This is a genomic window from Tistrella mobilis (genome assembly GCF_041468085.1).
Classification (GTDB): Bacteria; Pseudomonadota; Alphaproteobacteria; order Tistrellales; family Tistrellaceae; genus Tistrella; species Tistrella mobilis_A.
Window position 1 is genome coordinate 395336 of sequence record NZ_CP121015.1, and the last position, 26194, is coordinate 421529.

Annotated in this window: 25 protein-coding genes; 9 read left to right on the plus strand and 16 right to left on the minus strand. The window is 68.6% G+C overall.

Going from position 1 to position 26194, the window contains the following annotated elements; translation table 11 throughout:
* Positions 1-50 precede the first annotated feature (50 nt).
* A complete protein-coding gene (locus P7L68_RS04515) occupies positions 51-1055 on the minus strand; it encodes a TauD/TfdA family dioxygenase (RefSeq protein ID WP_371999387.1) in 1005 nt (334 codons plus the stop codon).
* 110 nt (positions 1056-1165) lie between these two features.
* On the opposite strand from P7L68_RS04515, the gene P7L68_RS04520 reads away from it, so the two are divergent.
* The gene (locus tag P7L68_RS04520; protein WP_371999389.1) at positions 1166-1996 is read left to right on the plus strand and encodes a hypothetical protein; all 831 of its coding nucleotides are present in this window, start codon (positions 1166-1168) and stop codon (positions 1994-1996) included.
* An 80-nt stretch (positions 1997-2076) separates the two neighbouring features.
* On the opposite strand, the gene P7L68_RS04525 is transcribed toward P7L68_RS04520, so the two are convergent.
* The 5 genes from P7L68_RS04525 to P7L68_RS04545 form a co-directional block, all read right to left on the minus strand.
* Positions 2077-2562, minus strand: coding sequence for a hypothetical protein (locus tag P7L68_RS04525; RefSeq protein ID WP_371999391.1), 486 nt, complete (start codon positions 2560-2562; stop codon positions 2077-2079).
* A 193-nt stretch (positions 2563-2755) separates the two neighbouring features.
* Positions 2756-3241 carry an SRPBCC domain-containing protein gene (locus P7L68_RS04530; protein ID WP_371999392.1) on the minus strand — a complete coding sequence of 162 codons (486 nt, stop codon included), beginning with the start codon at positions 3239-3241 and terminating at the stop codon, positions 2756-2758.
* A 55-nt stretch (positions 3242-3296) separates the two neighbouring features.
* The gene (locus P7L68_RS04535; protein WP_371999394.1) at positions 3297-3479 is read right to left on the minus strand and encodes a CsbD family protein; all 183 of its coding nucleotides are present in this window, start codon (positions 3477-3479) and stop codon (positions 3297-3299) included.
* Between the two features lie 207 nt (positions 3480-3686).
* On the minus strand, positions 3687-4652 hold the full coding sequence (locus P7L68_RS04540; protein ID WP_371999395.1) for a response regulator: 966 nt from the start codon (positions 4650-4652) through the stop codon (positions 3687-3689).
* A complete protein-coding gene (locus P7L68_RS04545; protein WP_371999969.1) occupies positions 4649-8221 on the minus strand; it encodes an ATP-binding protein in 3573 nt (1190 codons plus the stop codon). The genes P7L68_RS04540 and P7L68_RS04545 overlap by 4 nt, the downstream gene beginning before the upstream one ends.
* 319 nt (positions 8222-8540) lie before the next feature.
* Here P7L68_RS04545 and P7L68_RS04550 point away from each other — a divergent pair, with 319 nt between their 5' ends.
* Together P7L68_RS04550 and P7L68_RS04555 are read left to right on the plus strand one after the other, a co-directional pair.
* The gene (locus tag P7L68_RS04550) at positions 8541-8795 is read left to right on the plus strand and encodes a hypothetical protein (RefSeq protein ID WP_371999397.1); all 255 of its coding nucleotides are present in this window, start codon (positions 8541-8543) and stop codon (positions 8793-8795) included.
* Between the two features lie 115 nt (positions 8796-8910).
* Positions 8911-10551 (plus strand): AAA family ATPase, encoded by a 1641-nt coding sequence (locus P7L68_RS04555; RefSeq protein WP_371999398.1) that lies wholly within the window; start codon positions 8911-8913, stop codon positions 10549-10551.
* Here P7L68_RS04555 and P7L68_RS04560 read toward each other — a convergent pair.
* On the minus strand, positions 10526-10849 hold the full coding sequence (locus P7L68_RS04560; protein ID WP_371999400.1) for a YnfA family protein: 324 nt from the start codon (positions 10847-10849) through the stop codon (positions 10526-10528). The two genes, P7L68_RS04555 and P7L68_RS04560, sit on opposite strands and share 26 nt — an antisense overlap.
* A gap of 142 nt (positions 10850-10991) precedes the next feature.
* On the opposite strand from P7L68_RS04560, the gene P7L68_RS04565 reads away from it, so the two are divergent.
* Entirely contained in the window at positions 10992-12443 is a 1452-nt protein-coding gene (locus P7L68_RS04565) for a CHASE3 domain-containing protein (RefSeq protein WP_371999402.1), read from the plus strand.
* Positions 12444-12547: 104 nt separating this feature from the next.
* Positions 12548-13315, plus strand: a complete 768-nt coding sequence (locus P7L68_RS04570) for an SDR family oxidoreductase (RefSeq protein WP_371999404.1) — start codon at positions 12548-12550, stop codon at positions 13313-13315.
* Between the two features lie 25 nt (positions 13316-13340).
* Here P7L68_RS04570 and P7L68_RS04575 read toward each other — a convergent pair whose 3' ends face one another.
* Genes P7L68_RS04575 through P7L68_RS04585 form a run of 3 tightly spaced genes read right to left on the minus strand, consistent with a single transcriptional unit; the run spans position 13341 to position 16875 of the window.
* Positions 13341-15182 carry an AMP-binding protein gene (locus P7L68_RS04575; RefSeq protein WP_371999406.1) on the minus strand — a complete coding sequence of 614 codons (1842 nt, stop codon included), beginning with the start codon at positions 15180-15182 and terminating at the stop codon, positions 13341-13343.
* A 50-nt stretch (positions 15183-15232) separates the two neighbouring features.
* Positions 15233-16087 (minus strand): helix-turn-helix domain-containing protein, encoded by an 855-nt coding sequence (locus P7L68_RS04580; RefSeq protein WP_371999408.1) that lies wholly within the window; start codon positions 16085-16087, stop codon positions 15233-15235.
* 17 nt (positions 16088-16104) lie between these two features.
* Positions 16105-16875 carry an enoyl-CoA hydratase-related protein gene (locus P7L68_RS04585; protein ID WP_371999410.1) on the minus strand — a complete coding sequence of 257 codons (771 nt, stop codon included), beginning with the start codon at positions 16873-16875 and terminating at the stop codon, positions 16105-16107.
* 251 nt (positions 16876-17126) lie between these two features.
* On the opposite strand from P7L68_RS04585, the gene P7L68_RS04590 reads away from it, so the two are divergent.
* Together P7L68_RS04590 and P7L68_RS04595 are read left to right on the plus strand one after the other, a co-directional pair.
* Complete coding sequence (locus P7L68_RS04590; RefSeq protein ID WP_345957560.1) at positions 17127-17549, plus strand: hypothetical protein; 423 nt, start codon at positions 17127-17129, stop codon at positions 17547-17549.
* On the plus strand, positions 17530-17823 hold the full coding sequence (locus tag P7L68_RS04595; RefSeq protein ID WP_371999412.1) for a hypothetical protein: 294 nt from the start codon (positions 17530-17532) through the stop codon (positions 17821-17823). Before P7L68_RS04590 ends, P7L68_RS04595 begins: the two co-directional genes overlap by 20 nt.
* Before the next feature lie 213 nt (positions 17824-18036).
* Here P7L68_RS04595 and P7L68_RS04600 read toward each other — a convergent pair whose 3' ends face one another.
* The 6 genes from P7L68_RS04600 to P7L68_RS04625 form a co-directional block, all read right to left on the minus strand.
* On the minus strand, positions 18037-18597 hold the full coding sequence (locus P7L68_RS04600; protein ID WP_371999414.1) for a phage tail protein: 561 nt from the start codon (positions 18595-18597) through the stop codon (positions 18037-18039).
* Positions 18597-19139, minus strand: a complete 543-nt coding sequence (locus P7L68_RS04605; RefSeq protein ID WP_371999416.1) for a phage tail protein — start codon at positions 19137-19139, stop codon at positions 18597-18599. Before P7L68_RS04605 ends, P7L68_RS04600 begins: the two co-directional genes overlap by 1 nt.
* A gap of 15 nt (positions 19140-19154) precedes the next feature.
* Positions 19155-19688: a phage tail protein gene (locus P7L68_RS04610; RefSeq protein ID WP_371999418.1), complete on the minus strand. Its 534-nt coding sequence runs from the start codon at positions 19686-19688 to the stop codon at positions 19155-19157.
* 41 nt (positions 19689-19729) lie between these two features.
* Positions 19730-19888 carry a hypothetical protein gene (locus P7L68_RS04615; protein ID WP_345957552.1) on the minus strand — a complete coding sequence of 53 codons (159 nt, stop codon included), beginning with the start codon at positions 19886-19888 and terminating at the stop codon, positions 19730-19732.
* A 215-nt stretch (positions 19889-20103) separates the two neighbouring features.
* Positions 20104-21288, minus strand: a complete 1185-nt coding sequence (locus tag P7L68_RS04620; RefSeq protein WP_371999971.1) for a methyl-accepting chemotaxis protein — start codon at positions 21286-21288, stop codon at positions 20104-20106.
* Between the two features lie 588 nt (positions 21289-21876).
* Positions 21877-22050 carry a hypothetical protein gene (locus P7L68_RS04625; protein WP_371999420.1) on the minus strand — a complete coding sequence of 58 codons (174 nt, stop codon included), beginning with the start codon at positions 22048-22050 and terminating at the stop codon, positions 21877-21879.
* Positions 22051-22480: 430 nt separating this feature from the next.
* Here P7L68_RS04625 and P7L68_RS04630 point away from each other — a divergent pair, with 430 nt between their 5' ends.
* Together P7L68_RS04630 and P7L68_RS04635 are read left to right on the plus strand one after the other, a co-directional pair.
* Positions 22481-24106 carry an acyl-CoA carboxylase subunit beta gene (locus P7L68_RS04630; protein ID WP_371999422.1) on the plus strand — a complete coding sequence of 542 codons (1626 nt, stop codon included), beginning with the start codon at positions 22481-22483 and terminating at the stop codon, positions 24104-24106.
* A gap of 85 nt (positions 24107-24191) precedes the next feature.
* A complete protein-coding gene (locus P7L68_RS04635) occupies positions 24192-26186 on the plus strand; it encodes an acetyl-CoA carboxylase biotin carboxylase subunit (protein WP_371999424.1) in 1995 nt (664 codons plus the stop codon).
* Positions 26187-26194 lie beyond the last annotated feature (8 nt).

The following is a 26194-nucleotide window of genomic DNA, read 5'->3' on the forward strand; positions in this document are numbered from 1 at the left end:
AAAGGACGGGCCCTTCAGCCCGTCCCTCTTGAACAGCAGTCGACGCAAGATCACGGTTCCCGCAAGGTATCGATCAGGTGATCTCCCGCCTGCCAGCCGCCGAACTGATCCAGCGCATCAGTCCAGAACAGCCGCTGCAGCCAGCGATACGGAGCGCCATCGCGGGTGAAGGTCGCGGCATAGCCGCAGCGACCGTGCAGCATGCAGCGATTGTCGATGAGGATGAGCCGGCCAGGGTCGATCACCACACCGACCGCGACCGTCTGCAGCGCCCGGATGAAAGCCTGCAGCGCCACCGCGGCACGGTCGTCGTCAGCCCGAATCATATCGCCATAGGTGGCGATGATGAGGGCAATGCGGTCCCCGGGGCCCGGGACGACAACCGCAGTGCGCCGTTCGGCCGGCATGTCCGTTCGCCGCCAACGCTCGGGCCGACGGATCCAGAAGCGCTCTTCGAACAGGATCGCCCGGTCCTCCTCGCTCAGCATATCGAGCGCGATCCGCCCATCGGCCACATAAGTTGCGGGCGACCCGCCAGGCTCGCGGCATACACCGATCAGAGCGAGCCCTGCCGGCGAACGGTCCCGCCGGAAGGTCCGGCCAAAGGCGTTCTCGATATGCGGATTCAAGTGGACCGCCCCCAGACCCGTCAGCGTCTTCGTACGGCCAAGCTTGGCCGCGACGTTGCTGACCAGGCTGCGGCCCTCCTGGACGATCGCATAGGGCACGCCGCACTGGGCGACAAAGCCGGTGAGAACAGCCTCGCTGATACCGGTCGGCTTCGCACGGATCGGCGCTTCCGGGTCGATCGGCCCCGAGAGAACATTCGCATCGACTGGCACATTGTCGATAACCAGTGCGCCGAGATGGGGAAGATCGGCCAGCATGCGGCGCTGGCCGTCCTCCAAAACCGCGGAAACTGCTGCGCCGGTGCGCGCGATATAAGGTGCGAAGGGGCCGTTGAGAGGGTACGTCTCTGCAGCGATCCGGGCACTCAGCTCGTTGCGCTGCGCGTCCGCCAGCATTATCGTCGGGAGTGGAAAGGTATTCATCATCTGGTGCCTCCTTCTATTCGAGCACCAGCAATCATTGATCTCAGGTGGTCCGGAAGGGCGGGGACCAAAAGGCGGGCAAAGTTCGCCTGGGGGACTCGGGAAGGAGTTTGATGGCTCTGGTTTCTTGCACGGCCTTACCATTAAAATTGCATCATTTTTTTGAGTTCGCCGGTCAGGCGATCGGCGGGCCATTCCCCATCAAAGACAAGGCAGCGATCGCCCGTCACCTCAACATCCCGCGCGCACGCGTCACCGAATGGACCCAGGCCGACGACGACAAGAACCGGCCTGTCAACAGCGTCCAGAACGCACATGTCGAGGAGTTGGCGCGGCTTTATGCTTTACTTGCGCCCGGCCCGATTCTTGCTGAGGAGGCGTATCGCTACTGGCGCTATGTTTCAGCGGAGGTGTTTCGGGACGGGCTGTTTCCGCGTCCGGACTGGCGCAACTTGTGTCCCCTGCTCAAGAGCCGTGAGCCAAAGGTCAAGATCACATTGAACCCGGCGCAGGATGCGCTCGGCATGATGGACGAGATGGTCGAGCCGGTGCCCGGAACACACTGTCTCAAGCTCGGCCAGCACTTTTCAGTTTACGTGGAGCGCATCCGGGGTAAGTCGATGTACCTGCTGGTAGACGCTCCCGAAGGCCTGTTCCTCCATGTTCCAGGAGCCACCTTCGACGGAATATTTCGACAGAATCCGCAGAGATTACCCCCTGAACGGCGGTGGCGGTTCACGACCAACGGCCCCCACCGCATCATTGTGATCGAACTCAGCGCCGACGCGCCGCCCTTTGTCCGCCACCTGTCCACCAGGGGGGCGCTCAGCGAGCGCGAGATCGATACAATGGTCTCGGCGCTGGAGGATCCTGGTCGAGTGCCAGTCTGGAACTGGGGCGCATGCGCCATCCATGTCGGCGACATGAGCGCGGACCAAGAGTGACGACTGAGAATGACCCGTCCGGCGATCGGCTGACCACTTACTCCTTTGATGCGGCACGCATGCTGGCCCCGGATGGCCGTTCACCGCCAGGGGGCAGCGCCCCGCACGGGCGGACGATGGGCCAGGCAGGTGGCCACGACCAGCATCTGAAACAGCTGGACCGGCAGGCTGCCGCCGGTCTGCCAGGCGAAGCCGCCGGGCAGAAGAGCGCAGATCAGGATGGCGATCGGGAAGCTGCCATGCAGCCGCACCAGCGGCAGCCGGCCCGCCACCACCTGGCGGTGGCTGCGCAGGGCCGGCGGCATGCTGCGGCTGCCGAACAGGGCCCCGTTGAGGGCGGTGGAAAAACCGCCCGCGACGCCGATCCAGAGCGCCACCGCGGCCAGCTTCCACCACAGGCCGTCGCCCGCCGCCACACTACCGGCGGCCGAGGCCAGCTCCAGTGCGGCGGCGGCCAGGCAGATCGCGGCCAGCCAGACCGTCAGGCGCCGGGTGATGTCCCGGTCGAGACGGGCCGGCAGGGCGGAATCGGCGGGAAGATCGGCAGAAGCGTGGTGCTGGGCCATCGGCGCGCGTCCCCGGCTGATCGGAAGTCTTGCCCGAGGAGGATAATCCCGGCGGGTCCATGTCACCACAGGTTTTCAGTGTGGGGCGGCCGGCCAAAGGATCCGGCCCGTCCGAACGCACACCGCCGCCGCAACCCTTGAATGTGGGGCGGCGGCGGCGCGTCGTCTTTTAGATGCAGGTCGGGGTCGTGCCCTACCAGGCACGTGCCCCGCCGCTCTGGGCCTGGGAAACCGTGCCTGCGATGTCGCCGGCGCGGAGATAGTCTTCCAACCGTTCCAGCCGGGCGGTCCAGTCGCGTTCTGCGGCCTGCATCAGATGCAGGCGGGCCTTTTCCTCGAAACCCGACCAGCCGACATGGTCCAGCTGAAGGCGGGTGTCGCCGTCGGGGGTCGGCGTCAGGCGGAGATTGACCCGCGTCTCGGCGGGCCAGGCGGCATCCGCCCAGGCCAGCTCAAGTGCGGAAGGCGGCGACCAGCGGAGCACGCGGCCGCGCACCTGGCGCGACTGCTCCCGCCCGTCGCCCCGGACGAGCAGCGTGCCCCCGGCGCGGGGGGTGAGGGAGACATGCCTCCCCCACCACGCCTGAACATGCTGCACGCCGGTCAGGGCCTCCCACACGGTCTGCCGGTCCGCGGCCAGATCGACCTTCAGGCGGATGATCCTGTCGGTAGCATTCATGATGCGTCTCCGGGAGAGCGTGGGATAAGTCATCAGTCATCAGGCGGGCGCCGGGTCACTTCTTCAGGGCGTCGCGGACCTCATCCTTGGCCTTGCCGTATTCCTTCTGCACCTTGCCGGCGGTCTTCTCGGTGCGGCCTTCGGCTTCGGTGGCGCGGTCGCCGGTCGTGCGGCCCGCGACTTCCTTGATCTTGCCGGTGACCTGGCGGGTGGTGCCTTCAACGCGATCCTTGTCCATCTTCGGTCTCCATTGCAGTCGATGCGGCGGAGGCTCGTATCCGCCGTCCTGGTCCAGACATCGGTATGGAGAGGAGATTGAACAAGCGGATGGCAGAGGAAGCCACGAAGCGCTCCCCATCAGGTCACAGCCCGCCGCAGATAAGGACACAGGATCCGGTTTCGGTCACGGATCGGTGCCGACCCTATCGGTTCCGGCTGGGGCGGATCACCGCCCGGCAAGGACTTTCAGCGCCGCCGCCGCTGCCGCGGTGCGGTTCTCGACGCCCAGTTTGGCGAAGATGCGCTCGACATGTTTGTCGACGGTGCGCGGCCCCAGTTCCAGGATTTCGGCGATCATCCGGTTGGGCTTGCCGTTGGCGACCCAGAGCAGCACCTCGGCTTCGCGCGCCGTCAGGCCGAAGGCATCCCGCAGGAGATCCTCGTCCCGGACCTCCCGGCCTTCGGTGAGGCGCAGCAGAATCTCGTCCGGCCCCAGCCGGCCGATCAGCGCCAGGCAGAGCGGCAGCCCCACCTCCACGGCCAGGGTCAGCGGCCCCGCCTCGGCAGCCCCCGGCACCGCAAGCCAGGCCGTCACCTCACCGCCCAGCCGGAAGCCCGCCGGCAGGCTCCCACCAGGCTGGCCCCCACCCGGCAGCCCCGCCCCGCCCCCGCTGCAGCGCGAGGGGAAGGCCGCCGCCAGCCGGGCCTCGGCCTGGGGCGTCGACCAGAGCAGACGGCCGGCCCCATCCACCGCCAGCAGATGGCGGCCGGTGGCATCCAGGGCGGCCCGCGCACTCTGCGCCAGCCGGGCATTGGCCAGATGGGTGCGGATGCGCGCGATCAGCTCGTCGGGCACGATCGGCTTCGGCACGTAATCCACCCCGCCTGCGGCGAAACCCCGCACCACATGCTCGGTCTCGGCCAGCCCGGTCATGAAGATCACCGGCACATGGGCGATATGGGGCCGGGTCTTCAGCCGGCGGCAGGTTTCGAACCCGTCCATGCCGGGCATCACCGCATCCATCAGCACGATGTCGGGCGTCACCCGCTCCACCAGATCGAGCGCGCGGGCGCCCTCTGCCGCGACCAGCACGGTCAACCCCGCCGCCTCGATCGCATCGGTCAGCAGGGCGAGCGTCTCCGCCCGGTCGTCCACCACCAGCACGATATCGCGCGGCCTGGTCATCATCATCCCCCGCTCTCCCGTTGGCTTTCCGCACGGCCGGTCTCTTGATCCCAGCCGTCGAGCACCGCATCGAACCCCGCCAGTTCGAACCGCTGCAGCATGGCGATCAGCCGCCCGGCCGTCGCTGCGTGTTCAGGCATATCCGCCGCCGCACTCTCCAGCCTCTGGATCAGGCCGCGGACATAGCCGATGCCGGCCAGCCGCCGCAGATCCTGAACCAGCGCCGCCGGCAGCGGCGCCAGGGGTGCGGATACCGCGGGGGCGGCCGTCTCCACCACCGCCCCCGCCTCGACCTCGGGCGCCGCATGCAGCCAGCGCAACCCCAGCAGCCGGCCCACCGTCTCCACCAGCCGGTCCAGATCCACCGGCTTCGGCACGAAGGCGTCATGGGGCGGCGGCTGGCCATCCGTCGCAACGCCGACGCGACGATCCAGCCGCGCCCGATCGATCAGCGCCCGGTCGATCTGGGCATCGGCAGAGACCATGACGATGGCGGTGTGGTCCAACCCCGCCCGGCGCATCTCCCGCGCGGCCGTCCAGCCATCCATATCGGGCATCGAGACGTCGAGCAGCACGAGATCGGGCCGGAAGCGTTCGGCCAGCGCCAGCGCGGTTTCCCCATCGGCCGCGAACAGCAGGGTGAAATCGAGCGGCGCCAGAACATCGGCGATCATGGCGCGGTGCGACGGATCGTCGTCGGCCACCAGCACCATCCGCCGCCGGCCGGCATAGCCGGTCACGTCGCGGGCGGGCCTGGGCGGCGCTGCCGGCTCGCCCGTGTCGTGCACCCCGGCATCGGACAGGAACAGCCGGATGCGGAAGCGGCTGCCCTGGCCGGGGGTGCTGGTGACGGAAATCTCGCCGCCCAGAATCTCGGTCAGCAGCTTCGCGATGGTCAGGCCCAGCCCGGTGCCGGGCAGTTCCCGCGCCCGGACCGAACCGCCGCGCTCGAAGGGCTCGAAGATTTTCGCAAGATCGGCCGGCGCGATGCCGATGCCGGTGTCGATCACCTCGAATTCCGCGACCTGGCTGCGGCGGCGGACCCGGAAGGTCACCTGGCCGCGATCGGTGAACTTCACCGCATTGGACAGAAGATTGATCAGGATCTGGCGCAGCCGCTTCTCGTCGGTCCAGACCTCGACCGGGGCGCCTTTGGCCTGGATGGTGGCGATGTCGGGGGCGGCGTCGTAGACGAAGCCGATGCCCTTCTCGGCGGCGGCGAGCGAAAACATGCCCACCAGCTGGTCCAGGAAATCGCCCAGGCGGATGCGCTCCCGCGCCAGCGTCACATGCCCTGCCTCGATCCGCGAGATGTCGAGCAGCCCGTCGATCAGCCCGGCCAGATGCTCGGCGCTGCGCCGCACCACACGCACGGCATCCCGCCGGGCCGGGGGCATGCCGGCATCGCGTTCCAGGATCTGGGCATAGCCGAAAATGGCGTTCAAAGGCGCCCGCAATTCATGGCTGATGCCCACCACATAGCGGGTCTTGGCGAGGTTCGCGGCCTCTGCCGCCTCCTTGGCGCGCTGAAGCTCGGCATCGGTCGCCTTGTGGGCCTCGATCTCTTCCAGCAGCAGCCGGGTCTGGCGGTTGCTTTCGGCCTGGGCGACCCGGCGGCTTTCGCGCGCCAGCACGAACAGCCAGGCGGCGACGGCGGCAATGATCGCCATCGCCGCAAAGGCCTTCCACAGCGTGGCCCCCGACCCCGGCCCCGGGGCGCCGGCATCCAGATGCGCCTGCACCCCCACCAGCGCCAGGGCTGCGCCGATCACGCCCAGGGACACGGTCAGGATGGTGAGATAGAGGCCCAGAGGATGCAGCGTGCGGCTGCGCGCCGCCGCCGGCATCACCCGGCGCAGCAGGCCGGCGAACTGGTCGGTCAGCCGGGCATCGGTTTTGCAGACATCGTGACAGCGGGCATCGAGCGAGCAGCACAGCGAGCAGATCCGCCCGCCATAGGCCGGGCAATGCGCCATGTCTTCGGGCTCGAAACTGTATTCGCAGATCACGCAGGGCTCGGGTGCCGCCCCGCCCCCATCTGCCCCCTCTCCGCCCATTTCTTCCATCACCGGCGCCGGCTGGCGCGCCAGATAGAAGCGGTGGCCGCCGGCCGCCGCGATGGCGGGGGCGGCGATCATCGGCACGCCCAGCGCGATGAAGGCCGCGAAGGGCTGGATGCCGCCGCCGAAGGCACCGAAATGGCAGAGCATCGCCGCCCCCGCCGCCAGCCCCATGGCGCCGAGACCCACCGGATTGACGTCGTAGAGATGCGCCCGGCGGAATTCGATGCGCTGCGGCGCCAGGCCCAGGGGCCGGTTGATCACCAGATCGGCGGTGATCGCCCCCACCCAGGCGATGGCGACGATCGAATACAACCCCAGGATGTGCTCCAACCCTTCATAGATGCCGAAGGACATCAGCAGCACGGCGATGGCGACGTTGAAGATCAGCCAGACCACCCGGCCCGGATGGCTGTGGGTCAGGCGCGAGAAGAAATTCGACCAGGCGATGGAGCCGGCATAGGCGTTGGTGACGTTGATCTTCACCTGGGCGAGCAGCACGAACACCCCGGTCAGCCCCAGCGCCAGCGCCGCCTGATCGGTGCCCACCATCTGGCCGAAGGCGACCAGATACATCCGGGTCGGCTCGTCGGCATGGGCGACCGGAACCCCCGCCTCCAGCGCCAGCACCGCCAGCAGCGACCCGCCCAGCAGCTTCAGCGCGCCGGGGATGATCCAGCCCGGCCCGGCCGCGGTCATCGCCGCCCACCAGCGCAGATCCCGCCGGCCCCGGCGGCGGGGCAGGAAGCGCAGGAAATCCACCTGCTCGCCGATCTGGCCCACCAGGGCGAACAGCACGCCCGATGCCGCCCCGAAGGCCATCAGATCGAAACCGCCCGCCGGGGCGCCGCCGCCACCCGACAGCCCGGCGCCGCCACCGGTCTGGCTGCCCGCAAAGCCCTGCCAGCGGGTGAAGATGTCGGGATCGGCCAGGGCCAGCGCGATGAAGGGCAGCAGCTGGAGCACGATCCAGACCGGCTGGGTCAGGTTCTGCACCCGGTTGATCAGGGTGATGCCGTGGGTGACGATCGGGATGATCGCCAGCGACGAGGCGATGGTGCCGATCCAGAACGGCACCCCGAACAGATCCTTCAGCGCCATGGCCAGAATGGCGGCTTCGATCGCGAAGAAGATGAAGGTGAAACTGGCATAGATCAGCGAGGTGATGGTCGAGCCGATATAGCCGAAGCCGGCGCCGCGGGTGAGCAGATCGATATCCACCCCCCATCGGGCGGCGGAGGCGGCGATGGGCAGGCCGGTCAGGAAGATCAGCGCCGAGACGGTCAGGATCGCCGCCACCGCATTGTCGAACCCGTAGGCGAGCGTGATCGCGCCGCCGATCGCCTCCAGCGCCAGGAACGAGATCGACCCCAGCGCCGTGTTCGCCACCCGCCAGGGCGACCAGCGCCGCGCGCTCTTGGCGGTGAAGCGCAACGCATAATCTTCCAGCGTCTGGTTCGCGACCCACTGATTGTACTGCCGTCGGACGCGGACGATGCGCTGCGGGGCCGCCAGATCCGGCCGCTTCCCGGGCAGAGTGCCGCTGCCGGTGCCGGAAGCCGGCCCGCCACCACCCGCCACCTCGTGCACACCGCTGTTCACCCGTCCGGCATCTGCCATACGCCCGCCTGCCGCCTCCCCGCGGTCCAACGCCCGTGAACCTTCAGCCTAGCGGCGCCGGGGGCCGGCTCCCATACGTTATTTTGCGTATGCGGCAGCGGCCATACTGCTCCGCAGCATGGGCGTCGTCCGGAACCTTGTGACCGGCCCGGCAGTTCTTCGGCCAGGCGGACGCCCAACCGGGCGCCCGAAGCGACATGACGCGGAGGCCCGCATGAACGAGCCCACCCCCGCCCAGGAACGCGCACGCCACCAGGGCCAGGGCATCACCCCCGGCCCCCATCCGGGCGCCGACGCCCACGGCACCCCCGGCCCCGACGCCCCGGTCAACCCATCGGGCCACCCCCCGGTCGAAGACCGCACCGACGCCCGCCAGGCCCGCACCACCGGCCGCATGCGCCATGTGCTGTGGATCAGCCTGTCGCTGGCGGTGCTGGCGATGGTCATCGTTTATCTGCTGATGTTCTGAGGGGGCGACAGCAGGCTCCGCCACATCGCCGCACCCCCCGATCCCCGCCCCACCCCGCCCGCGCCTTGCGTTATGATGGCGTTGCCCGATGGTGCGGCGAGGGGATGGATGTCCGATGCACACCGAAGACCAGAGCGCTGCGATCGCCTGCGTGAAAGAGCATCTGGCGGCAGGCGACGGCGTGCCGCCGCGGCTGGTGGAGACCCATATCTCGCTGGTCTTCATCGGCCGCACCCGCGTGCTGAAGCTGAAGAAGGCGGTGCGGTTTCCCTATCTGGATTTCGGCACCGCGGCGCTGCGCGCGGCCGCCTGCGGGCGCGAGGTGGCGTTGAACCGGCGCACCGCGCCCGGGATCTATCTGGGGGTCCGGCGGCTGACCGCCAGCCCCGACGGCCGGGTGGTGATGGAGGGTGCAGGGCCGCTGGTCGATGCCGTCGTCGAGATGGTCCGGTTCGACGAGGACGGGCTGCTGGACCGGCTGGCGGCGCGTGACGGCTCGGGAGAAGGCGACGGGCTGAACCGCGGCCTGATCGAGGCGCTGGGCCAGGCGGTGTATGATTTCCATGCCGCCGCCCGGGTGATCGGGCCCGAGGGCGGCGCCGATCGGGTGCGGCGGGTGCTGGAGATCAACCGCCAGGGGCTGGAGGCGGGCCGTGCCGCCGGGCTGCTGGATGGCGGGGTCGTGCGCGCCGTGATCGGGGCGAGCGAGGCCGCCTTCACCGCCCATGCCGCCCTGCTGGAGACGCGCGGGCGGATCGGGCGGGTGCGCCACGGCCATGGCGATCTGCATCTGCGCAACATCGTGCTGATCGACGGCCGCCCCACCGCCTTCGACTGCATCGAATTCGACGACGATCTGGCGATCACCGACGTGCTCTATGATCTGGCCTTTCTGATCATGGATCTGCTGCACCGCAACCGTCCGGCCGCCGCCGCCGCGGTATTCAACCGCTATCTGGATGCCGGCCCCCAAGACGATGCCGGCGCCGCCCATGACCGGGGCCCGGGGCTGGCGCTGATGCCGCTGTTCCTGGCCATGCGCGCGGTGGTGCGCGCCCATGTGGGGGCCGCCGCCGCGATGGATGCGAGCGGCGCGGATCGCGACCGGATCGCGGCCGAGGCCGGGGCCTATCTGGATCTGGCCCGCCGGCTGCTGGCCCCCGCCCCGCCCCGGCTGGTGGCCGTGGGCGGGTTCAGCGGCAGCGGCAAATCGACCATCGCCGCAGCCCTTGCGGCCGATCTGGGCGCCGCACCGGGCGCCCGGGTCATCGCCAGCGACCGGCTGCGCAAGCGCGCCTTCGGCCAGGCCGCCACCACCCGCCTGCCGGCCGAGGCCTACACGCCCCAGGTGTCCGAACGGGTCTATGCCGGGATGGCGGCAGAGGCCGAAGCGGCGCTGGCCGCCGGCCATTCGGTGATCGCCGATGCCGTCTTCGACCGCGCCGACACCCGCGCGCGCATCCGCGCCGTGGCCGAGGCGGCCGGCCTGCCCTTCGACGGGTTGTGGCTGGAGGCAGCCGAGGCCGTGCTGGTGGCACGCGTCACCGCCCGCCGCGGCGACCCGTCGGATGCCGATGCCGATGTCGTCCGCGCCCAGCTGGCCCGGGCGGCCGGCCGCGGCGCCCCTGCGGATTGGCACCACCTGGCCGCGGATGGCGCACCCGACGACCGGGCGGCACGGGCGCGGGCCATGCTGGGGCTGGCCGCCGATCCCCTCTCAGGCCCCGCCGTTACCTCTGCCACTGCGCCAGAATGACCAGCGCGCCGGCGAAGACCAGCCCCGCCCCGGCCCAGTCGGCCGTGCTCAACCGCACGCCGTCGACCAGCCGCAGCCAGACCAGGGCGGTTGCGACATAGATCCCGCCATAGGCCGCAAAGACCCGGCCGCTCGCGGCCGGATGCAGGGTCAGCAGCCACACGAACAGCGCCAGCGCCGCCGCGCCGGGCAGCAGGATCCAGAATCCGGCGGCGCCACGCAACCACAGCGCGGGCAGCACACAGCCGACGATTTCCGCCAGAGCCGTCACCACGAACAGCCCGACCGTCTTCAGCACCGGGTCCGCCTCGCATCATTTTTCATGACGTGCCACTTGCTTTTTCTTTACCATCACCATGTCATTCTTTCGCAAGAAGGAGGGATCCGTCCATGCTGCACCGCGCAGCCGGCGACACCCGCCGCAGGACAGGTGGTTCCCCATGTCTGACGATCGTCTGCCGCAGGTCGACATCCCCCGGACGCCGGGGCGACGCTGGACGTTACGAAGCACGATGGCCGCGGCCAGCCTGCTGGTGGTGGCCATCTGCACCGCCATCGGCATCACCGGCACCCGCCTCGCCGATGCATTCGACCGCGTGGCGGATACCCGTGCGGTCATCGCCGCCGCCGACGGGCTGCTCGCCGCCCTCACCGATGCCGAAACCGGCCAGCGCGGCTTCCTGCTGACCGGGGACGAAACCTATCTCGGCCCCTATTACAGCGCTCGGCCGCTGATCGAGGCGCGCATCGCGGATCTGGACCGGCTGACCGGCGATTCGGCCGCCCAATACGATATTCTTGAAGAGTTGTCGCCGCTGGTTGAGCACAAGCTCGCAGAGCTGGAAGAGACCATCATCATCCGCCGGATCGGCGGCCTGCCCGCCGCGATCGACATCGTCCGGGCCGGTCACGGCATTCAGACCATGGACGGCATCCGCGGTGGCCTGAACCGCCTGCTCGCCGCCGAGCAGCAGCAGCTCGACAACCATACCAATGATGTGTTCACCAATTTCCGCATCGCCATGATCCTGGGCGGCAGCGCCGCGATCGGGCTGGTCGTCCTGACCTTCGCCTATATCCGCATACAGGATCGGGCCCATCGCCAGCAGATCGCCCTGACCCGCGTGCTGGAGACCGCGAAGGTCGAGCTGGAACGACGGGTCGAAGAGCGCACAGAAGAGCTTGCGCAGGCCAATCTGATCATGTCGCGCTTCCTTGCTAATGTCAGCCACGAGCTGCGCACGCCGCTGAATGCGATCATCGGCTATGCCGATGCCATTTCCAGCCGGATGCTCGGCCCGCTTGGCAATGACCGCTACGCCGAGTTTGCCGGCAACATCATCTTCAGCGGCCGGCATCTGCTCGACATGATCAACCAGATCCTCGACTTTTCGAAAGTCGAGGCGGGCGGGCTGGAACTGGAGCTGGAAGCCCTGGATCCGGTAGAGCTGGCCGAGGGCTGCATCGACATGCTCCGCCCGATGGCGGACCAGAACCAGGTTGAACTGATCCTCGATCCAGGCGACGCGCCGCGCCGGATCGTCGCCGACCCGGTGCGCCTGCGCCAGATCCTGGTCAATCTTCTGTCCAACGCGGTGAAATTCACCCCTGAAGGCCGGACGGTGCGGCTGGAACTGGCCGCGGTGCCGGTCGATGCCGCCACACCCTGGCTGATCCGGATCCGGGTCTGCGATCAGGGCATCGGCATGACGCCCGACCAGATCCAGGTGGCCCTCACCCCCTTCGGCCAGGTCGACAACAGCATGGCCCGCCGTCATGCCGGCACCGGGCTCGGCCTGCCGCTGGCCCGCCATATGATTGAGCTGCATAACGGCCGCTTCGCGATCGAGAGCGAACCCGGCGTCGGCACCACGGTCGAGATCGCCCTCTGATCCGCAGAGCGGACCGCAGGCCGCCGCCTCTTGTCCAGCCGCCCCGCACGCGCCTATGCTCCCGCGGAACCACAAGAACCGTATCCAAGGGAGGCTGCGGCCCCATGCAGAACCTGTTCGACATTTCCGGCAAGGTGGCGCTGGTCACCGGCGGATCGCGCGGCATCGGCGAAATGATCGCCACCGGCTACGTCGAGAACGGCGCCAAGGTCTATGTGTCGTCGCGCAAGGCGACGGTCTGCCAGCAGATCGCCGACAAGCTGTCGGAGCGCGGCACCTGCATCGCACTGCCGGCCGACGTGTCGACCCTGGCCGGCATCGAAAGCCTGGTCGCCGAGATCGGCGCGCGCGAGCAGAAGCTCGACATTCTGGTCAACAATGCCGGCGCCACCTGGGGTGCCGCCATCGACGACTACCCGGAAAACGGCTGGGACAAGGTCGTCGACCTCAACATGAAGTCGGTCTTTTTCCTCACCCAGAAGCTGCTGCCGCTGCTCAGGGCCTCGGCCTCGGCCGCCTCGCCGGCGCGCGTGATCAACATCGCCTCGATCAACGGCATCAACCCCACCTTCCTTGAAACCTACGCCTATACCTCGTCCAAGGCGGGCTGCATCATGCTGACCCGCCATCTGGCGAAACGGCTGGCGGCCGAGAACATCCTGGTCAATGCCATCGCCCCCGGCCCCTTCCCCAGCCAGATGATGGCGGCGACGCTGGCCGAGCGCGGCGACGAGGTGATCGGCGAGGTGCCGCTCGGCCGCATCGGCCAGCCCGAAGACATCGCCGGCGTCGCGATTTTCCTGGCCGCGCGCGCCGGCGCCTATACCACCGGCGCCACCATCCCCTGCGACGGCGGCGCGGCGGAAGTCTGATACACCCCGTCCGGATCCTGCCGGCTCAGCCGCCCTCGACCACCGGCAGCGGCAATTCCCCCAGCGCGGCGCGGATGCGCGCCGCGCCGGCGGCGGGCCAGTCGGGTGGCAGATCCAGCCGCAGATGCAGGCCATGGGTGCCGTCGGTGGCGGCGCTCACCGCCTCCGTCGCCGCCGGATCGATCGCGGCAAGCAGCGCGCGGGCGGCGGTCTCTGCCGCCAGCTCGCGCAGCCGCGGCTTGAAGATCTTGCCGACCGGGGTCACCGGCATGTCGGCGAGCGCTTCGATCCGCCTGGGCCGGGCCGGCGGCTCGGTGATGCGGGTTTCCATGAAGCCCGCCAGATCCGCCAGATCCGCGCCCGCGGCCGGCACCACGAACAGCATCGGCACCTCGCCCGCGTAAGCGTCGGGCAGGCCCACCGCCGCCGCCATGGCGACGCCCGGATGGGCCAGCGCCGCATCCTCCAGGATCAGCGGATCGATATTATGGCCGCTGCGGATGATCAGATCCTTGATCCGGCCGGTGATGTGCAGCTGGCCGCTCTCTGCGATCCGGCAGATGTCGCCGGTGCGCAGCCAGCCGTCGTAAAAGGCGGCCTCGGTCTGGCGCGGGTCCATATAGCCCGCGAAGACCTGGGGGCCGCGGGCGAGCAGCTCGCCCGCAGGCGTCGGTGCCGTGCGGTGCAGCACGCCATCGGCCAGAACCGCCACCTCCACCTGGGCCAGCGGCAGACCGACCGCGGCGCCGTCGGGCATGACGTCGTGATGGACCTGGGCGATGGCGCCGGAAAATTCAGTCATGCCATAGACCTGGCGCACGGCATCGCCGCCCCAGGCGGCCAGGAAGCGCTTCACCACCTCCGGCGGGCAGGTGGAGGCGCCGGTCAGCACCAGGCGCAACGACGACAGATCGGCGCCGTCCGTGGGCGTGCCGGCAACCGCCCCCAGGCTGGTCGGCACCAGCGCGCCCAGGGTGATGCGGTGGCGGGCGACCATCTGCCAGAAGGCTGCGACCACGGCCGGGTTGCGGAAGCCGGCGATGGTCGGGAACCACATGCCGGCCCCGGCCGCCGCCGCGGCCAGCGCGCCCACGAAGGCGCCGCCGACATGAAACAGGGGCAGCCCCGCCAGCAGCCGGTCATCCCGGCGATAGTCGATCGACAGCATGGAGCCCAGGGCCGAGGCGACCATGCTGCGCTCGGTCAACCGGGCGAGCTTGGGCGCGCCGGTGGTGCCGCCGGTGGGGTAGAGCGCCGCCACCCGGTCGGGATCGGCCGCGACGCGCCCCTCGTCGAGCCGGGTGCGCCAGTCGGGATCGGGCGCCAGCGCCTCGCCATCCAGCGCCACGCTGCCGTCGATGGGCGCGGTCATGATCCGCAGGCCGGGGATCTCGGCCTCCAGCCCCGCGACCTTTTCATACAGCCCCGCCGGCGCGCCTTCGGGCGGCACGATCAACAGCCTGGCCTTCGCCGCCGTCAGCTGGGCGGCGATGGCCTCGCGGGTGAAGAGCAGATTGAGCGGCTGTGCCACCCCCGCCCACATCGCGGCCCACAGCGACACCATCAGCGCCGGGCAGCTGGGCAACAGGATCGCGACCGCATCGCCCGGCTCCAGGCCGGCGGCGCGGAAGCGGGCGGCGGCGGTTGCCACCAGACCCATCATCCGGTCATGGGTGACGGGCGCCATGCCCGGATGATCGGGGGTCGGCAGATGAACCAGCGCCACGCCCTCGGGGTTCAGGCGGGCACCGCGCGCGACCAGATCGATCACCCGCGGATGGGCGGCGGTCAGGTCGGCGGCCAGCTGGTCGGTTGCCGGCTGATCGGTGGGGCTGGGCGTGGCGGCGGAAACGTCGGTCCGGGTCATGGGGTCACGTCACCTCTGGTCGAGGGACCGCCCATTCCGGCCGGTCGGGATCAGCTTCGGGCAAGCCCTGCGACGGCGGGCGGCCGCATGGCCGGCGGCAGCACGCCATCGGTCAGGCGGATGTCGAGCCGGCGGGAGCCGGCGACGATGTCGCGGGGGCGCAGGCCGAAGATGTTGCGGATCGACCGGCTGAAATGGGTCTGGTCCGGATAGCCGAAATCCAGCGCCAGATGCGCCAGATTGGGGTTGCGGTTGACATGGGCAAGCGAGATCCGCGCCCGTTTCCAGGCGCGCCAGTTGCGGAAGCTCAGCCCCGTCTGGTCACGGAACAGATGCAGGAAGCGTGAGACCGACAGCTCGCACAGCGCGGCACAGGCCTCGGCCGAGGGGAAGGCCTGGATGTCCGCCGGGGCCTGGCGCACCACGGCGCGGATGCGGCGGTCCAATACCCGGGGCGGGATCGCGGCGCCGAAGAAGGCCCGGTCGAAATCGGGGCTGTCGGGGCAGGCGCCGCCCGGGCGGGCGGCAAGATCGGCATGGGCGGCGCGGATCCGGGCCACCGCTTCGGGCGCCTCGACGATGCCGGCGGCATCGGGCAGGGTCAGCGCGCGACGGATGAAACCGGGCAGGCCGTGGAGGTCGACGGTCTCGGGCTCGATCTTCACCGCCAGGATGTCGCGGCCTTCGGCGCGGATGGTGTGGGGGGTATAGGCGGGCACCACCGCGCAGCTGCCGACGCGGTCGGGGCCGCCGTCCACCTGAACCGCGATCCGGCCTTCCGCTGCCACATAGATGCCGATCCCGCCCAGATTGCGGGTGCTGGGCCGGCCCAGCAGCCCGGCATAGAACAGCCGTTCCGGGCCGATCAGCATCACCCGCGGATTGCCGCCAGCGCTCATGCTCATCACCGCCCTCCGTCCGGTCAGGCGAGGCCCGAGAAATCGGGCTTGCGCTTCTGGAAGAAGGCGCCCACGGCCTCGCGCACGGCGGGGCCTTCCATCAGCGTGGCAAGGGCGCGCATCTCGGCCTGGATCGCGCCTTCAAGTGCGGCCAGATGGACATCCTGAAGCAGTTTCTTGGTTGCCCGCACCGCCTCGCCCGCGAAGCCCGCAAGCTGGTCGGCGACCGCATCGGCGCGGGCCTCCAGCATGTCATGGGGCACGATTTCGGTCACGAGGCCCGCGGCCAGCGCCTCTTCGGCGCCGATCTTCCGGCTGGTCAGCATCCAGTCCCGCGCCCGCCGCTCCCCCACCGCCAGCGGCAGAAGATAGCTGGAGCCGATCTCGGGGCAGATGCCCAGGCTTGAGAACGGGAACACGAAGCCGGCGCGATCCGATGCGATGACGATGTCGCAATTCAGGATCAGCGTCGACCCGCCGCCGATCGCCGGCCCCTGCACGGACGCCACGATCGGCTTCTGGAACCGCGCCAGTTCCAGCGTGCATTCATACAGCGCCGACTGTTCCCAACCGCCTTTCAGCGGATTCTCGACGAATTCGTTCAGATCCCCACCGCGGGTAAAGGCATCGCCGGTCGATCCCAGCCGCACCACCCGCACCGCCGGATCACCGCCCACATCCCGCAGGGCATCGCGCAGCGCCGCAAACAGCGCCGCATTCATCAGATTGCCGGTCTCGGGCCGGTTGAACACGATCTGCGCGACACGTCCGCGACGCTCGACGGCGATGGGCATCAGGCATTTCCTCCCTGGCCACCGCCTGCATGGGCGGGGCGCGTTCTTGTGGATTGGGGGTATAATGCCTGTGTTTAGGTATTTAGGCAATGCGGGCTGACATCTGTCAGCCGCATGCATACACGGCTCATTTATACGCGATTCATTCTCATTTGCATATTGACCAGAGAGGCACCTGGTTCCTATCGTACCGGGTATCCGCTTTGGGGTTGATCCCCTGCCCCGGGGAGACCTGAGAGGAGATGCAACGGATGCCCGTTCCGGCCCATCCCGATCCTCGCAGGCCGGCACGGCTTGCCGGCCGGATCCTGCCGGGGATCCTGTTCGCCGCCGGTGCCACTGCGCTGATCGTCCTGCCGCTCAGCCAGGGGCCGTTCCTGGCGATGCAGACGGATTACCCGAGGGACACGCTGATCGCCGGCACCGTGGTCACCTTCCTGTGGTTCCTGGCGCTCTGGCTGATGACCGCCCGCCTGGTCCGCATCGCCCGCCGAAGCCCGGCCCGCCGCGCCGCGGGGCTGGGCTTCAGCCTGGGCCTGCTGCTGATCCTGGGCGTCGCCCTGGCCCGCATGCTGACGGGATCCGGCCTGATGGGCGTGGTGATCGGGGGGCCGGCGGCACTGGCTCTGGTGCTGGTGGGTGAGCGGCTGTTCCGTGACCACAAAACATACTGAAACGACCCGGCCTGCTTCCAGGATTGGCCGCATCTGGCGGCGCTATGTCGACCTCGTCTGCCGGTATACCCCGATCTACCGGCGATCCGTGCCGCGCCTGACGATCGGCTTCGCGCTCGTGCTGATCGGCATCGGCCTCTGGGCGCTGTTCGGCGACATCTGGATGGTGGGTGTCTTCGCCGTTGCCGGCGTCTCACTGATGGGGGAGTTCCAGGGTGATATCCGCCATGCCTGGGATACGAGAAACAGAAAAAGAGATCATGAGCGAGACTGATTCATAGGTCAGTCACAAGGAATTCGATGACCGGGTCGGGCATCTTTCAACGGTATTTGACAGCCTGACAGATGCTTCAGAGGCCGTCTCGACACCAACAAAGAGAAGGATATCGAGGCCACCATCGACTTCGCAGAAACATTCCTCTACGTCGCTGCGGTCATGCTTCTCGTCCGCAGGATCCCAAGGGGAGGATGAGTTTCGAGGCCGCCCCTAAGCAGAAGGCCAGACCGGCATGATCGAGTTCGGATCGGTCGCGTTGATGCAGTAGACGAGTGTCAGATAGGGTGACATGTTGGGGTGCGGGATACCGCCCCCGGTAGACGTAATGGTTGCATCGGCCATGGCGACGGTGACAGGCGCACTGCCGTCACCGATATACCCTTTGTACAGATACTGCTTGCCCTTGAACGGATATTGCGGCGATCCGATCAGGGTCGTGCTTCCGGGCTGCGCCGCGCGCTCAACGCTTATCTGCGTCTGTATCACATGCGTATGGGCTGGAATGGTGTCCTTGGTCAGCGCGACGGTGGCAGAGCCCACCGCCTGCCCGGCGGTGAAGCTGCGTCCGGCAGACATGCCCGTACCGATCACCGCCGACCCCAGCAGAGACGGCAGGCCGAACGTCCCCTCGCCGCCGCCATAAGTCGTCCCGATGACCGAGAACAGATTCTGGTATGTGTCCATCGACACCAGGCTTCCGTCGCACAGCAGCCATCCGGCCGGGATGAAGGCATAAGGAAAGGCGCGGACTTCGCCGACAAACACGTCCATCAGGCACCTCCTTCCGGCATCGTCTGCGGCATGCTGCCCGCCACGGAGATGATGTAGGCCATGGGCATGCTCGGCATCATATTGTCGTGGGGCTGGTTGCCGCCGACATAGGTGAGCATGCTCGCCGACAGGGCGACCGATCCGGCCGTGGCCGATTGCGGCACGAAGGTCTGAAACGGCTGGGGCGGAACGGCGGGAACCGCGCCGTCCGGCTGGGTCGTCGTGGCCGCATCCGTTGTCACCATGAAATCATGGCTGTGAGGCGGCAGGGCCGTCAGGGTCGTGGTCTGCTGGCCGCCGGTCTCCGCCAGCAGATAGGCCGGCTGCGCGGCGGTCGCCGCCCGCTGGCCGATCGGCAGCCGCCCGCGAAGATCGGGCAGGGCGAACTGCCTGACCCCGTCCCCGCCATAGGTGGTGCCGATCATGGAAAACAGGCCGGGATACTGGCTGATATTCACCAGGCTGCCGTCGCATTTCAACCAACCGACCGGCGCCCGATCCGTCGCGATCAGACGGATTTCCCCCATCAAGCTGCCATCCATGGACCTGACCTCCGGTCAGCTGCTGCGTGAAGGATAGGGGCCGTTCGTGCAGATGCAGTAGCTCAGCACGATATATGGCTGCCGGTTTTCATGCGGCAGATCGGACCCGGTGGAGGCGACGGTCATCGGGTGCAGCGCGGTGAGGGCCGCCGGATCAGGCTTCCAGACGGGCGGCCCGGCCGGTAGCGACGAGGATTGCGGCGTCGGCTCCGCCAGATATGCGCCGGCCGGGTTGGCCGTATCGGCCGGTGCCGACACGGCGGCCACGGGGTGCGTATGTGGCGGCAGATTCTCGACCGTCACCGTAACCTGCTCGCTGCCGCCGGTCTCCCCCCGCCCGGCGGGCGCCACGCCGATGACCGCCCGCCCCCGCAGATCAGGCAGGGCGAAGTTCAGGGCATCACCGCCGAAGGCCTTCCCCAACAGGGTGAACAGGGCCGGATTGGCCGTGATACCGATAAGGGAGCCGTCACATACCGCCCAATTATCGGGGATCTTGTTGTGAGCGAACAGACGGATTTCACCAAGATAGGCCAGCAGATCGGACACCGGCGCACCTTTCCGGCCAGGGCTTCAGACAAGGCGCGATGTCAGCTGGCGTTTCCCAGCCCGTCATTCACGACCACCGGCCCGCCGGCAATCGTGTTGTCGGTGACGTCGAGCACGGTCAGCTGCGGGCGCTGCCACAGGGGGGAGGTCGCGGCCGTCTGATCGGATGCCGCCGCGGAAGGCTTCGGATGCGCGCTCATGGGCATGGTTTCTTGCACAAGGGATGGACAGGGCCCACGGATGGACAGGGGCCAAGGATGGACAGGGGCCAGAGATAGACACAGGCTGGCATCCTGCGCCACGTCCGGTCATGCGGGGGTACCGTGTGGCGTGAATATCCCGTACATATACGACGACATTTGCACAGGCGGCAACGCGGATCAGCGGCCAGCCCGAGACAAATCCGCGTGATGTGTCATCGGTGCAACATCGTCCCGACCAGGGTTTTCAGCTGCCCGAATTCGGCCTCCAGCCCGCTCGCCGCGGCAAGCACCTCCTGCGACACCCGGCCGCTTTCATCGGCGGCCTCGCGGACGCGGCCGATACTGACCGCCACCTTGCGGGCACCCTCGGCGGCCGTGGTGACACGGCCGGCGATGTCGCGGGTGGTCGCGCCCTGCTCTTCGGTGCCGGCGGCAATGGCCGACGAGATGTCGCGCAATCGTGCGATCACCGCACCGATGTTCTGGATCGCCTCCACCGTGCCGCGGGTCTGCTCCTGAACCGAGGCGATCTGGCCGGCGATCTCTTCGGTGGCGCGCGCGGTCTGGGTCGCCAGGCTCTTCACCTCGCCGGCCACCACGGCAAAACCTTTGCCGGCGGCCCCGGCGCGCGCCGCCTCGATGGTGGCGTTGAGTGCCAGAAGATTGGTCTGGCTGGCGATCTGGTTGATCAGGCTGACCACCGCGCCGATCCGGCCTGCGGTGCCGGCCAGTTCCTGCACCAGGGCATCGGCGCGGGTGGCCTCGTCACCTGCCGAGCGGGTGACGGCGTCGGCTTCGGCCATCCGCGCGCCGATTTCGCCGATCGACGCCGCAAGCTGGCCGGTCGCCGCGGCGATCGCCTGGGCTTCGTCGGACACCTGTGCCGCGGAACCGTCGGCCGCCCTGATCTCGTCCAGCCCGCGATGCGCCTCCACGGCCAGGCTGCGGGCCCGCGACTGCATCTCGTCGGTCCGGCGGGCGAAGCCCTCGGCGCGCCCGATCACCTCTTCCGCCATGTGCCGGCCGGCCTCGCGCTCCTCCACCACCCGCGTCAGATCGCGCCAATAGACCACCGCCAGAGGGCGGCCCTGGTGTTCGAAGGCCACCAGCGTCACCTCGACGGGCACGGGCGTGCGGTCAAGCCGGCAATGGGTCCATTCGAAACGCGAGAACCCTTTGGCCAGCGCCGCCCGCAGATGGGCCACGGCCCCCACCTCGGACGGGGACCCGTCGGGCTGAACAGGGGGCGACAGCCGCGCCGGCTGCAGGCCGATGATCTCGGTGCGATCGCGTGCGCCCAGGAAGCGGACGGCGGCATCGTTGCAGGCCAGGAACCCATCGGGCCCGGCGACCAGGATCGGATCTGCCGAGCGGTCGAAGGCGATCCGGGCCAGCATCTCGGCCACATCGCCCTCCCGCGCGGCAATATCCGCGGCACCACCGGTCGGGCCACGCCCGATGCGGCCAAGGCCGAGCCCCCCCCAGGGCAAGCGCGGTGCCCGCCACCCCCGACAGCAACTCGCCGCCGCCGGCCATCTGCCCTGCCACGATCGCCGCCGGCACCGCCGCCAGCACAAGACCCGCTCCCAGAAGCTGCCGCATATCCATGGACCGATCCCACTCCGAAATCCGACCATCGGTGCAGATTGCATCGATGGCGGGCGCAAGCTAGTGGAATCGGCACGCAGATGAAAGAGCCAATCACTGGCGCGTCATATGACACCGCAGAAATTGAGTGTTTTCTTTAACTATCTGAAATTTACCTATTATTTACCATGACCCGGCAGGCTCTCCGGGGTCGTTTACCATATCGGCGGCACACGAAATCTGCGCAATATCCTGCAATTTTTCGGCAGGTGGTCAAACGGCCGTGATCGAGCCCGGCCTGCATGCGCCATCGCCCGCATGCACCATCGGAGGGCGTTCTGAGCAAAGGTGCAGCTGGGGGACGGCAGTTTCGGCCGCCCCCATTCGACCCGGTCGGCTCAGCTGAAGATGTCGACATCGCCAGTGCCATATTCACCGGCCGCGGTCTGCGTCGCGTCGAGCATATCCAGCTTCGGGCTGCGCCATGCCGGCCGAGATCCGGCAGGGGTCGCCTTTTCCAGGTATGCGGCGGACATACCAGGGTTGGTTTTCTCTGCAAGGCTGCTGATCATTTGTTCACCTGTCCCGACATCAGAGTCGTTTGACAACATTCGGCTGCCAGGATTCTGATCAGATGACTGGCTGATGCTATTCCGTTATACGTTTTAATCCGTCGGATCTCTCATCTTCTGCATTAAAAATACATTTTTAGTTGCTTTATTTCCGGATGTTAACGCATAGGCTAAACGCCCTCCCGCAAAATCAGATCAGCCGGTCGGCAGGCCGGAAACGCGGCGAGGCCGCGCTCATGCGCAGCACCGACGGCCGGCGTCCGGCCCTTCGGGCAGCCACTGAACGCAAGACGCACCGCACCGCCACCCGATAGGCTGTGGTCCGGGCGGTTGCCGGCTGCATCCCCCAATGCTCTCCTCCCGAGGCCGGCGACCGCCCCCGCAGGACCAGACACGACCATTCCATCCGCACGGCAGAGGTGCCCGGCCCATGACGCAGATAACGTCCTCCATCTCGACCGGAGCCGAGAGCTTCCAGGCGAATCGCCGGGACATGACGGCGCTGATCGATCGGGTCCGGGCGCTGGAGGCGCGGACGCGGGCGGCATCTGCCCGGTCCAAGCCGCGGTTCGAAAAGCGCCACCAGCTGCTGCCGCGCGAACGGGTCGCCCTGCTGCTGGATCCGGGCACGCCTTTCGTCGAGCTGTCGACCCTGGCCGGCTATCTGATGGACAGCACGGATCCCGAAAAGAGCATTCCCGGCGGCGGCGTCATCGCCGGCATCGGCTTCGTGTCGGGCGTGCGGGTGATGGTCTCTGCCTCCGACAGCGGCATCGATGCCGGCGCGCTCCAGCCCATGGGCCTGGCCAAGCAGCTGCGCGCGCAGGAACTGGCGCTGGAAAACAAGCTGCCCTATGTCCAGCTGGTCGAAAGCGCCGGCGCCAATCTGATGAACTACCGCGTGGAAGATTTTGTCCATGGCGGCAGCATGTTCCGCAATCTCGCCCGGTTGTCGGCCGCGGGCCTGCCGGTGGTGACCGTCACCCATGGCTCGTCGACGGCCGGCGGCGCCTATCAGACCGGGCTGTCGGACTATATCGTCATGGTCCGCGACCGCACCCGCGCCTTTCTGGCCGGCCCGCCGCTGCTGAAGGCCGCCACCGGCGAGATCGCGACCGAAGAGGAGCTGGGCGGTGCGGTGATGCATACCAGCATCTCAGGGCTCGGCGACTATCTGGCCGAGGACGATCGCCATGCCATCGCCATCGCCCGCGACATCGTCGCCGGGCTGGACTGGGATGCGGGCCTGGTGCGCGCCACGCCGGAACACGCCCCGCTGCCGCCCCGGCTCGACCCGGAAGAGCTGGTCGGGCTGATGCCGGTGGATCACAAGCGGCCGGTCGACATGAAACAGGTCATCGCCCGCATCGTCGACGACAGCGACTTCCTGGAATTCGGCGAGCGCTACGGCCCGGCCACGGTCTGCGGCCATGCCCGGATCGAGGGTTTCGCGGTCGGCATCATCACCAATAACGGCCCGATCGATCCGGCCGGCGCCAACAAGGCGACCCATTTCATCCAGGCCTGCTGCCAGTCTGAAACCCCGATCATCTACCTGAACAACACCACCGGCTACATGGTCGGCCGCGCCTATGAAGAGGCGGGGATGATCAAGCACGGCTCCAAGATGATCCAGGCGGTGACCAGCGCCACCGTGCCGCAGATCACCATCTATTGCGGCGCCTCCTTCGGTGCCGGCAATTACGGCATGTGCGGCCGCGGCTTCCACCCGCGTTTCTGCTTCTCGTGGCCCAATGCCCGCACCGCGGTGATGGGCGGCGAGCAGGCGGCCCAGACCATGGCGATCGTCACGGCGGCCGCCGCGAAGCGCAAGGGGGTGGAGCCGGATCAGGCCCAGCTGGATGCGCTGCAGAAGCGGATCATCGACATCTTCGACGGCCAGATGAGCGTCTTCGCCACCAGTTCCCGCCTGCTGGACGACGGCGTGATCGACCCGCGCGACACCCGCGCGGTGCTGGCCGAGGTGCTGGCGATCTGCCGCGAGGCCGAGGCCCGCCAGCCCCGCCGGATGCAGTTCTCGGTCGCCAGGCCGTGACCGGAGGGCCGCCCTCTGCCTGATCCGGGCAGAGACGCGCCGCCCGCCCCACCCCTTCCCCGTCTTCCGTCAGAGTGTCAGGGTCATGGCCGAACCTACCCCCTTCTCCACCATCCTCATCGCCAATCGCGGCGAGATCGCCCGCCGGGTGATCCGCACCGCCCGCCGCCTGGGCTATCGCACGGTCGCGGTCTATTCCGATGCCGATGCCGGCGCCGCCCATGTCCGCGAGGCCGACCGCGCCGTGCGCATCGGCGAAGCCGCACCCGCCGCCTCGTATCTGAAAATCGATGCGATCATCGCTGCCGCCAAAGCCGCCGGCGCCGATGCCATCCATCCGGGCTATGGCTTCCTGGCGGAAAACGCCGGCTTCGCCGCCGCCTGTGCCGAGGCCGGGATCGTGTTCATCGGCCCCTCGCCCGCCGCCATCATCGCCATGGGCGACAAGGCCGGCGCCAAGCGGGTGATGGAAGCGGCCGGCGTGCCCTGCGTGCCCGGCTATCAGGGCGAGGACCAGGACGAGGCCCGGCTCGCGGCCGAGGCCGGCCGGATCGGCTTTCCGGTGATGATCAAGGCGACCGCCGGCGGCGGCGGACGCGGCATGCGGCTGGTCGAGACCGCCGCCGATTTCCCCGCCGCGCTCAAAAGCGCCCGGTCGGAAGCGCAGAGCGCCTTCGGCAACCCGGATGTGATCGTCGAAAAGGCGATCCTGTCGCCGCGCCATGTCGAAATCCAGGTCATCGCCGACCGCCATGGCAATGTGCTGCATCTGGGCGAGCGCGACTGCTCGGTTCAGCGCCGCCATCAGAAGGTGATCGAAGAGGCGCCGTCGCCCGCGGTCGACGAGGATCTGCGCGCGCGGATGGGCGAGACCGCCGTGCAGGCCGCCCGGGCCATCGGCTATGAGGGCGCGGGCACGCTGGAATTCCTGCTCGACACCCAGGGCCGCTATTACTTCATGGAGATGAACACCCGGCTGCAGGTGGAGCATCCGGTGACCGAGGCCGTCACCGGGCTCGATCTGGTCGAGTTGCAGCTGATCGCGGCCGCCGGCCGGCCGCTGCCCATCACCCAGGCCCAGGTGCAGGTGCGGGGCCATGCGATCGAGGTCCGGCTCTGCGCCGAGGATCCGTCGAAGGGCTTCATGCCCCAGAGCGGCCGCTTCCGGGCCTGGGAGCCGACCGCGGCGCTGCGCGTCGACCATGCGCTGGGCGGCGACCCGGAAATCTCGCCCTATTACGATTCGATGATCGCCAAGGTCATTGCCCATGGCGCCAGCCGCGACGATGCCCGCCGCAGGCTGATCCACGGGCTGGAGGATACGGTGGCGCTGGGCATCGCCACCAATCAGGGCTTCCTGGCCGCCTGCCTGGCCCATCCGGTCTTCGCGGCCGGCCAGGCGACCACCGCCTTCATCGGTGCCCATGGCGACGAGCTGCTGGCCCGCGATGCGCTGGCCGACCGCCGCGCCGCCGCGGTCGCGGCCCTGCTGCTGCACGGCATCGCCACCGACGGCCGCGGCGTCGCCGGGCGCAGCCTGGCCCATACCCTGCCGGTGCCGGTTCTGCTGGCGGTGGACGGCAATGCCACGGCGGTTTCCATCGCCCGCACCGGCCCCGGCCGCTTCACGGCAGAGGTCGGGGAGGAGACGGTGGACCTGGCCCCGGTGGAGCTGACGCCCGGCGCCGATGGCGTGGCCGGCACCCTGGTTCTGGCGATCGACGGCACGGTCACCCGGCTGCGCTTCGCCCAGGACGGCCATGTGCTGCATCTGCATCTGGACGGCCGGCCGGTCAGGATCGACGACCGGTCTTTCGAGCCCGCCCATCGCGCCGGCGAGGCCGCCGGCGACGGCCGGATCAAGGCGGCGATGAACGGCCGGGTGGTCGCGGTTCTGGCCGCCATCGGCGACGAGGTCGAGCCCGGCCGGCCGCTGGTGACGCTGGAGGCGATGAAGATGGAGCACGTTCACAAGGCCGACCTCGCCGGCCGGATCACCGCCATCACCGTCGGCGAGGGCGACCAGGTCGGCGCCGGCCAGGTGCTGGTGGAAATCGAGGCCCCAGCCGCCGCAGGCTGAACCACACG

What these genes read in the sequence shown, in the direction of transcription:
- P7L68_RS04515 (WP_371999387.1), bottom strand. Translation starts at nt 1,055, where the DNA reads ATGATGAATACCTTTCCACTCCCGACGATAATGCTGGCGGACGCGCAG.
- P7L68_RS04520 (WP_371999389.1), top strand. Translation starts at nt 1,166, where the DNA reads ATGGCTCTGGTTTCTTGCACGGCCTTACCATTAAAATTGCATCATTTT.
- P7L68_RS04525 (WP_371999391.1), bottom strand. Translation starts at nt 2,562, where the DNA reads ATGGCCCAGCACCACGCTTCTGCCGATCTTCCCGCCGATTCCGCCCTG.
- P7L68_RS04530 (WP_371999392.1), bottom strand. Translation starts at nt 3,241, where the DNA reads ATGAATGCTACCGACAGGATCATCCGCCTGAAGGTCGATCTGGCCGCG.
- P7L68_RS04535 (WP_371999394.1), bottom strand. Translation starts at nt 3,479, where the DNA reads ATGGACAAGGATCGCGTTGAAGGCACCACCCGCCAGGTCACCGGCAAG.
- P7L68_RS04540 (WP_371999395.1), bottom strand. Translation starts at nt 4,652, where the DNA reads ATGATGATGACCAGGCCGCGCGATATCGTGCTGGTGGTGGACGACCGG.
- P7L68_RS04550 (WP_371999397.1), top strand. Translation starts at nt 8,541, where the DNA reads ATGAACGAGCCCACCCCCGCCCAGGAACGCGCACGCCACCAGGGCCAG.
- P7L68_RS04555 (WP_371999398.1), top strand. Translation starts at nt 8,911, where the DNA reads ATGCACACCGAAGACCAGAGCGCTGCGATCGCCTGCGTGAAAGAGCAT.
- P7L68_RS04565 (WP_371999402.1), top strand. Translation starts at nt 10,992, where the DNA reads ATGTCTGACGATCGTCTGCCGCAGGTCGACATCCCCCGGACGCCGGGG.
- P7L68_RS04570 (WP_371999404.1), top strand. Translation starts at nt 12,548, where the DNA reads ATGCAGAACCTGTTCGACATTTCCGGCAAGGTGGCGCTGGTCACCGGC.
- P7L68_RS04575 (WP_371999406.1), bottom strand. Translation starts at nt 15,182, where the DNA reads ATGACCCGGACCGACGTTTCCGCCGCCACGCCCAGCCCCACCGATCAG.
- P7L68_RS04580 (WP_371999408.1), bottom strand. Translation starts at nt 16,087, where the DNA reads ATGAGCATGAGCGCTGGCGGCAATCCGCGGGTGATGCTGATCGGCCCG.
- P7L68_RS04585 (WP_371999410.1), bottom strand. Translation starts at nt 16,875, where the DNA reads ATGCCCATCGCCGTCGAGCGTCGCGGACGTGTCGCGCAGATCGTGTTC.
- P7L68_RS04590 (WP_345957560.1), top strand. Translation starts at nt 17,127, where the DNA reads ATGCCCGTTCCGGCCCATCCCGATCCTCGCAGGCCGGCACGGCTTGCC.
- P7L68_RS04600 (WP_371999414.1), bottom strand. Translation starts at nt 18,597, where the DNA reads ATGGACGTGTTTGTCGGCGAAGTCCGCGCCTTTCCTTATGCCTTCATC.
- P7L68_RS04605 (WP_371999416.1), bottom strand. Translation starts at nt 19,139, where the DNA reads ATGGATGGCAGCTTGATGGGGGAAATCCGTCTGATCGCGACGGATCGG.
- P7L68_RS04615 (WP_345957552.1), bottom strand. Translation starts at nt 19,888, where the DNA reads ATGAGCGCGCATCCGAAGCCTTCCGCGGCGGCATCCGATCAGACGGCC.
- P7L68_RS04620 (WP_371999971.1), bottom strand. Translation starts at nt 21,288, where the DNA reads ATGCTGGCCCGGATCGCCTTCGACCGCTCGGCAGATCCGATCCTGGTC.
- P7L68_RS04625 (WP_371999420.1), bottom strand. Translation starts at nt 22,050, where the DNA reads ATGATCAGCAGCCTTGCAGAGAAAACCAACCCTGGTATGTCCGCCGCA.
- P7L68_RS04630 (WP_371999422.1), top strand. Translation starts at nt 22,481, where the DNA reads ATGACGCAGATAACGTCCTCCATCTCGACCGGAGCCGAGAGCTTCCAG.
- P7L68_RS04635 (WP_371999424.1), top strand. Translation starts at nt 24,192, where the DNA reads ATGGCCGAACCTACCCCCTTCTCCACCATCCTCATCGCCAATCGCGGC.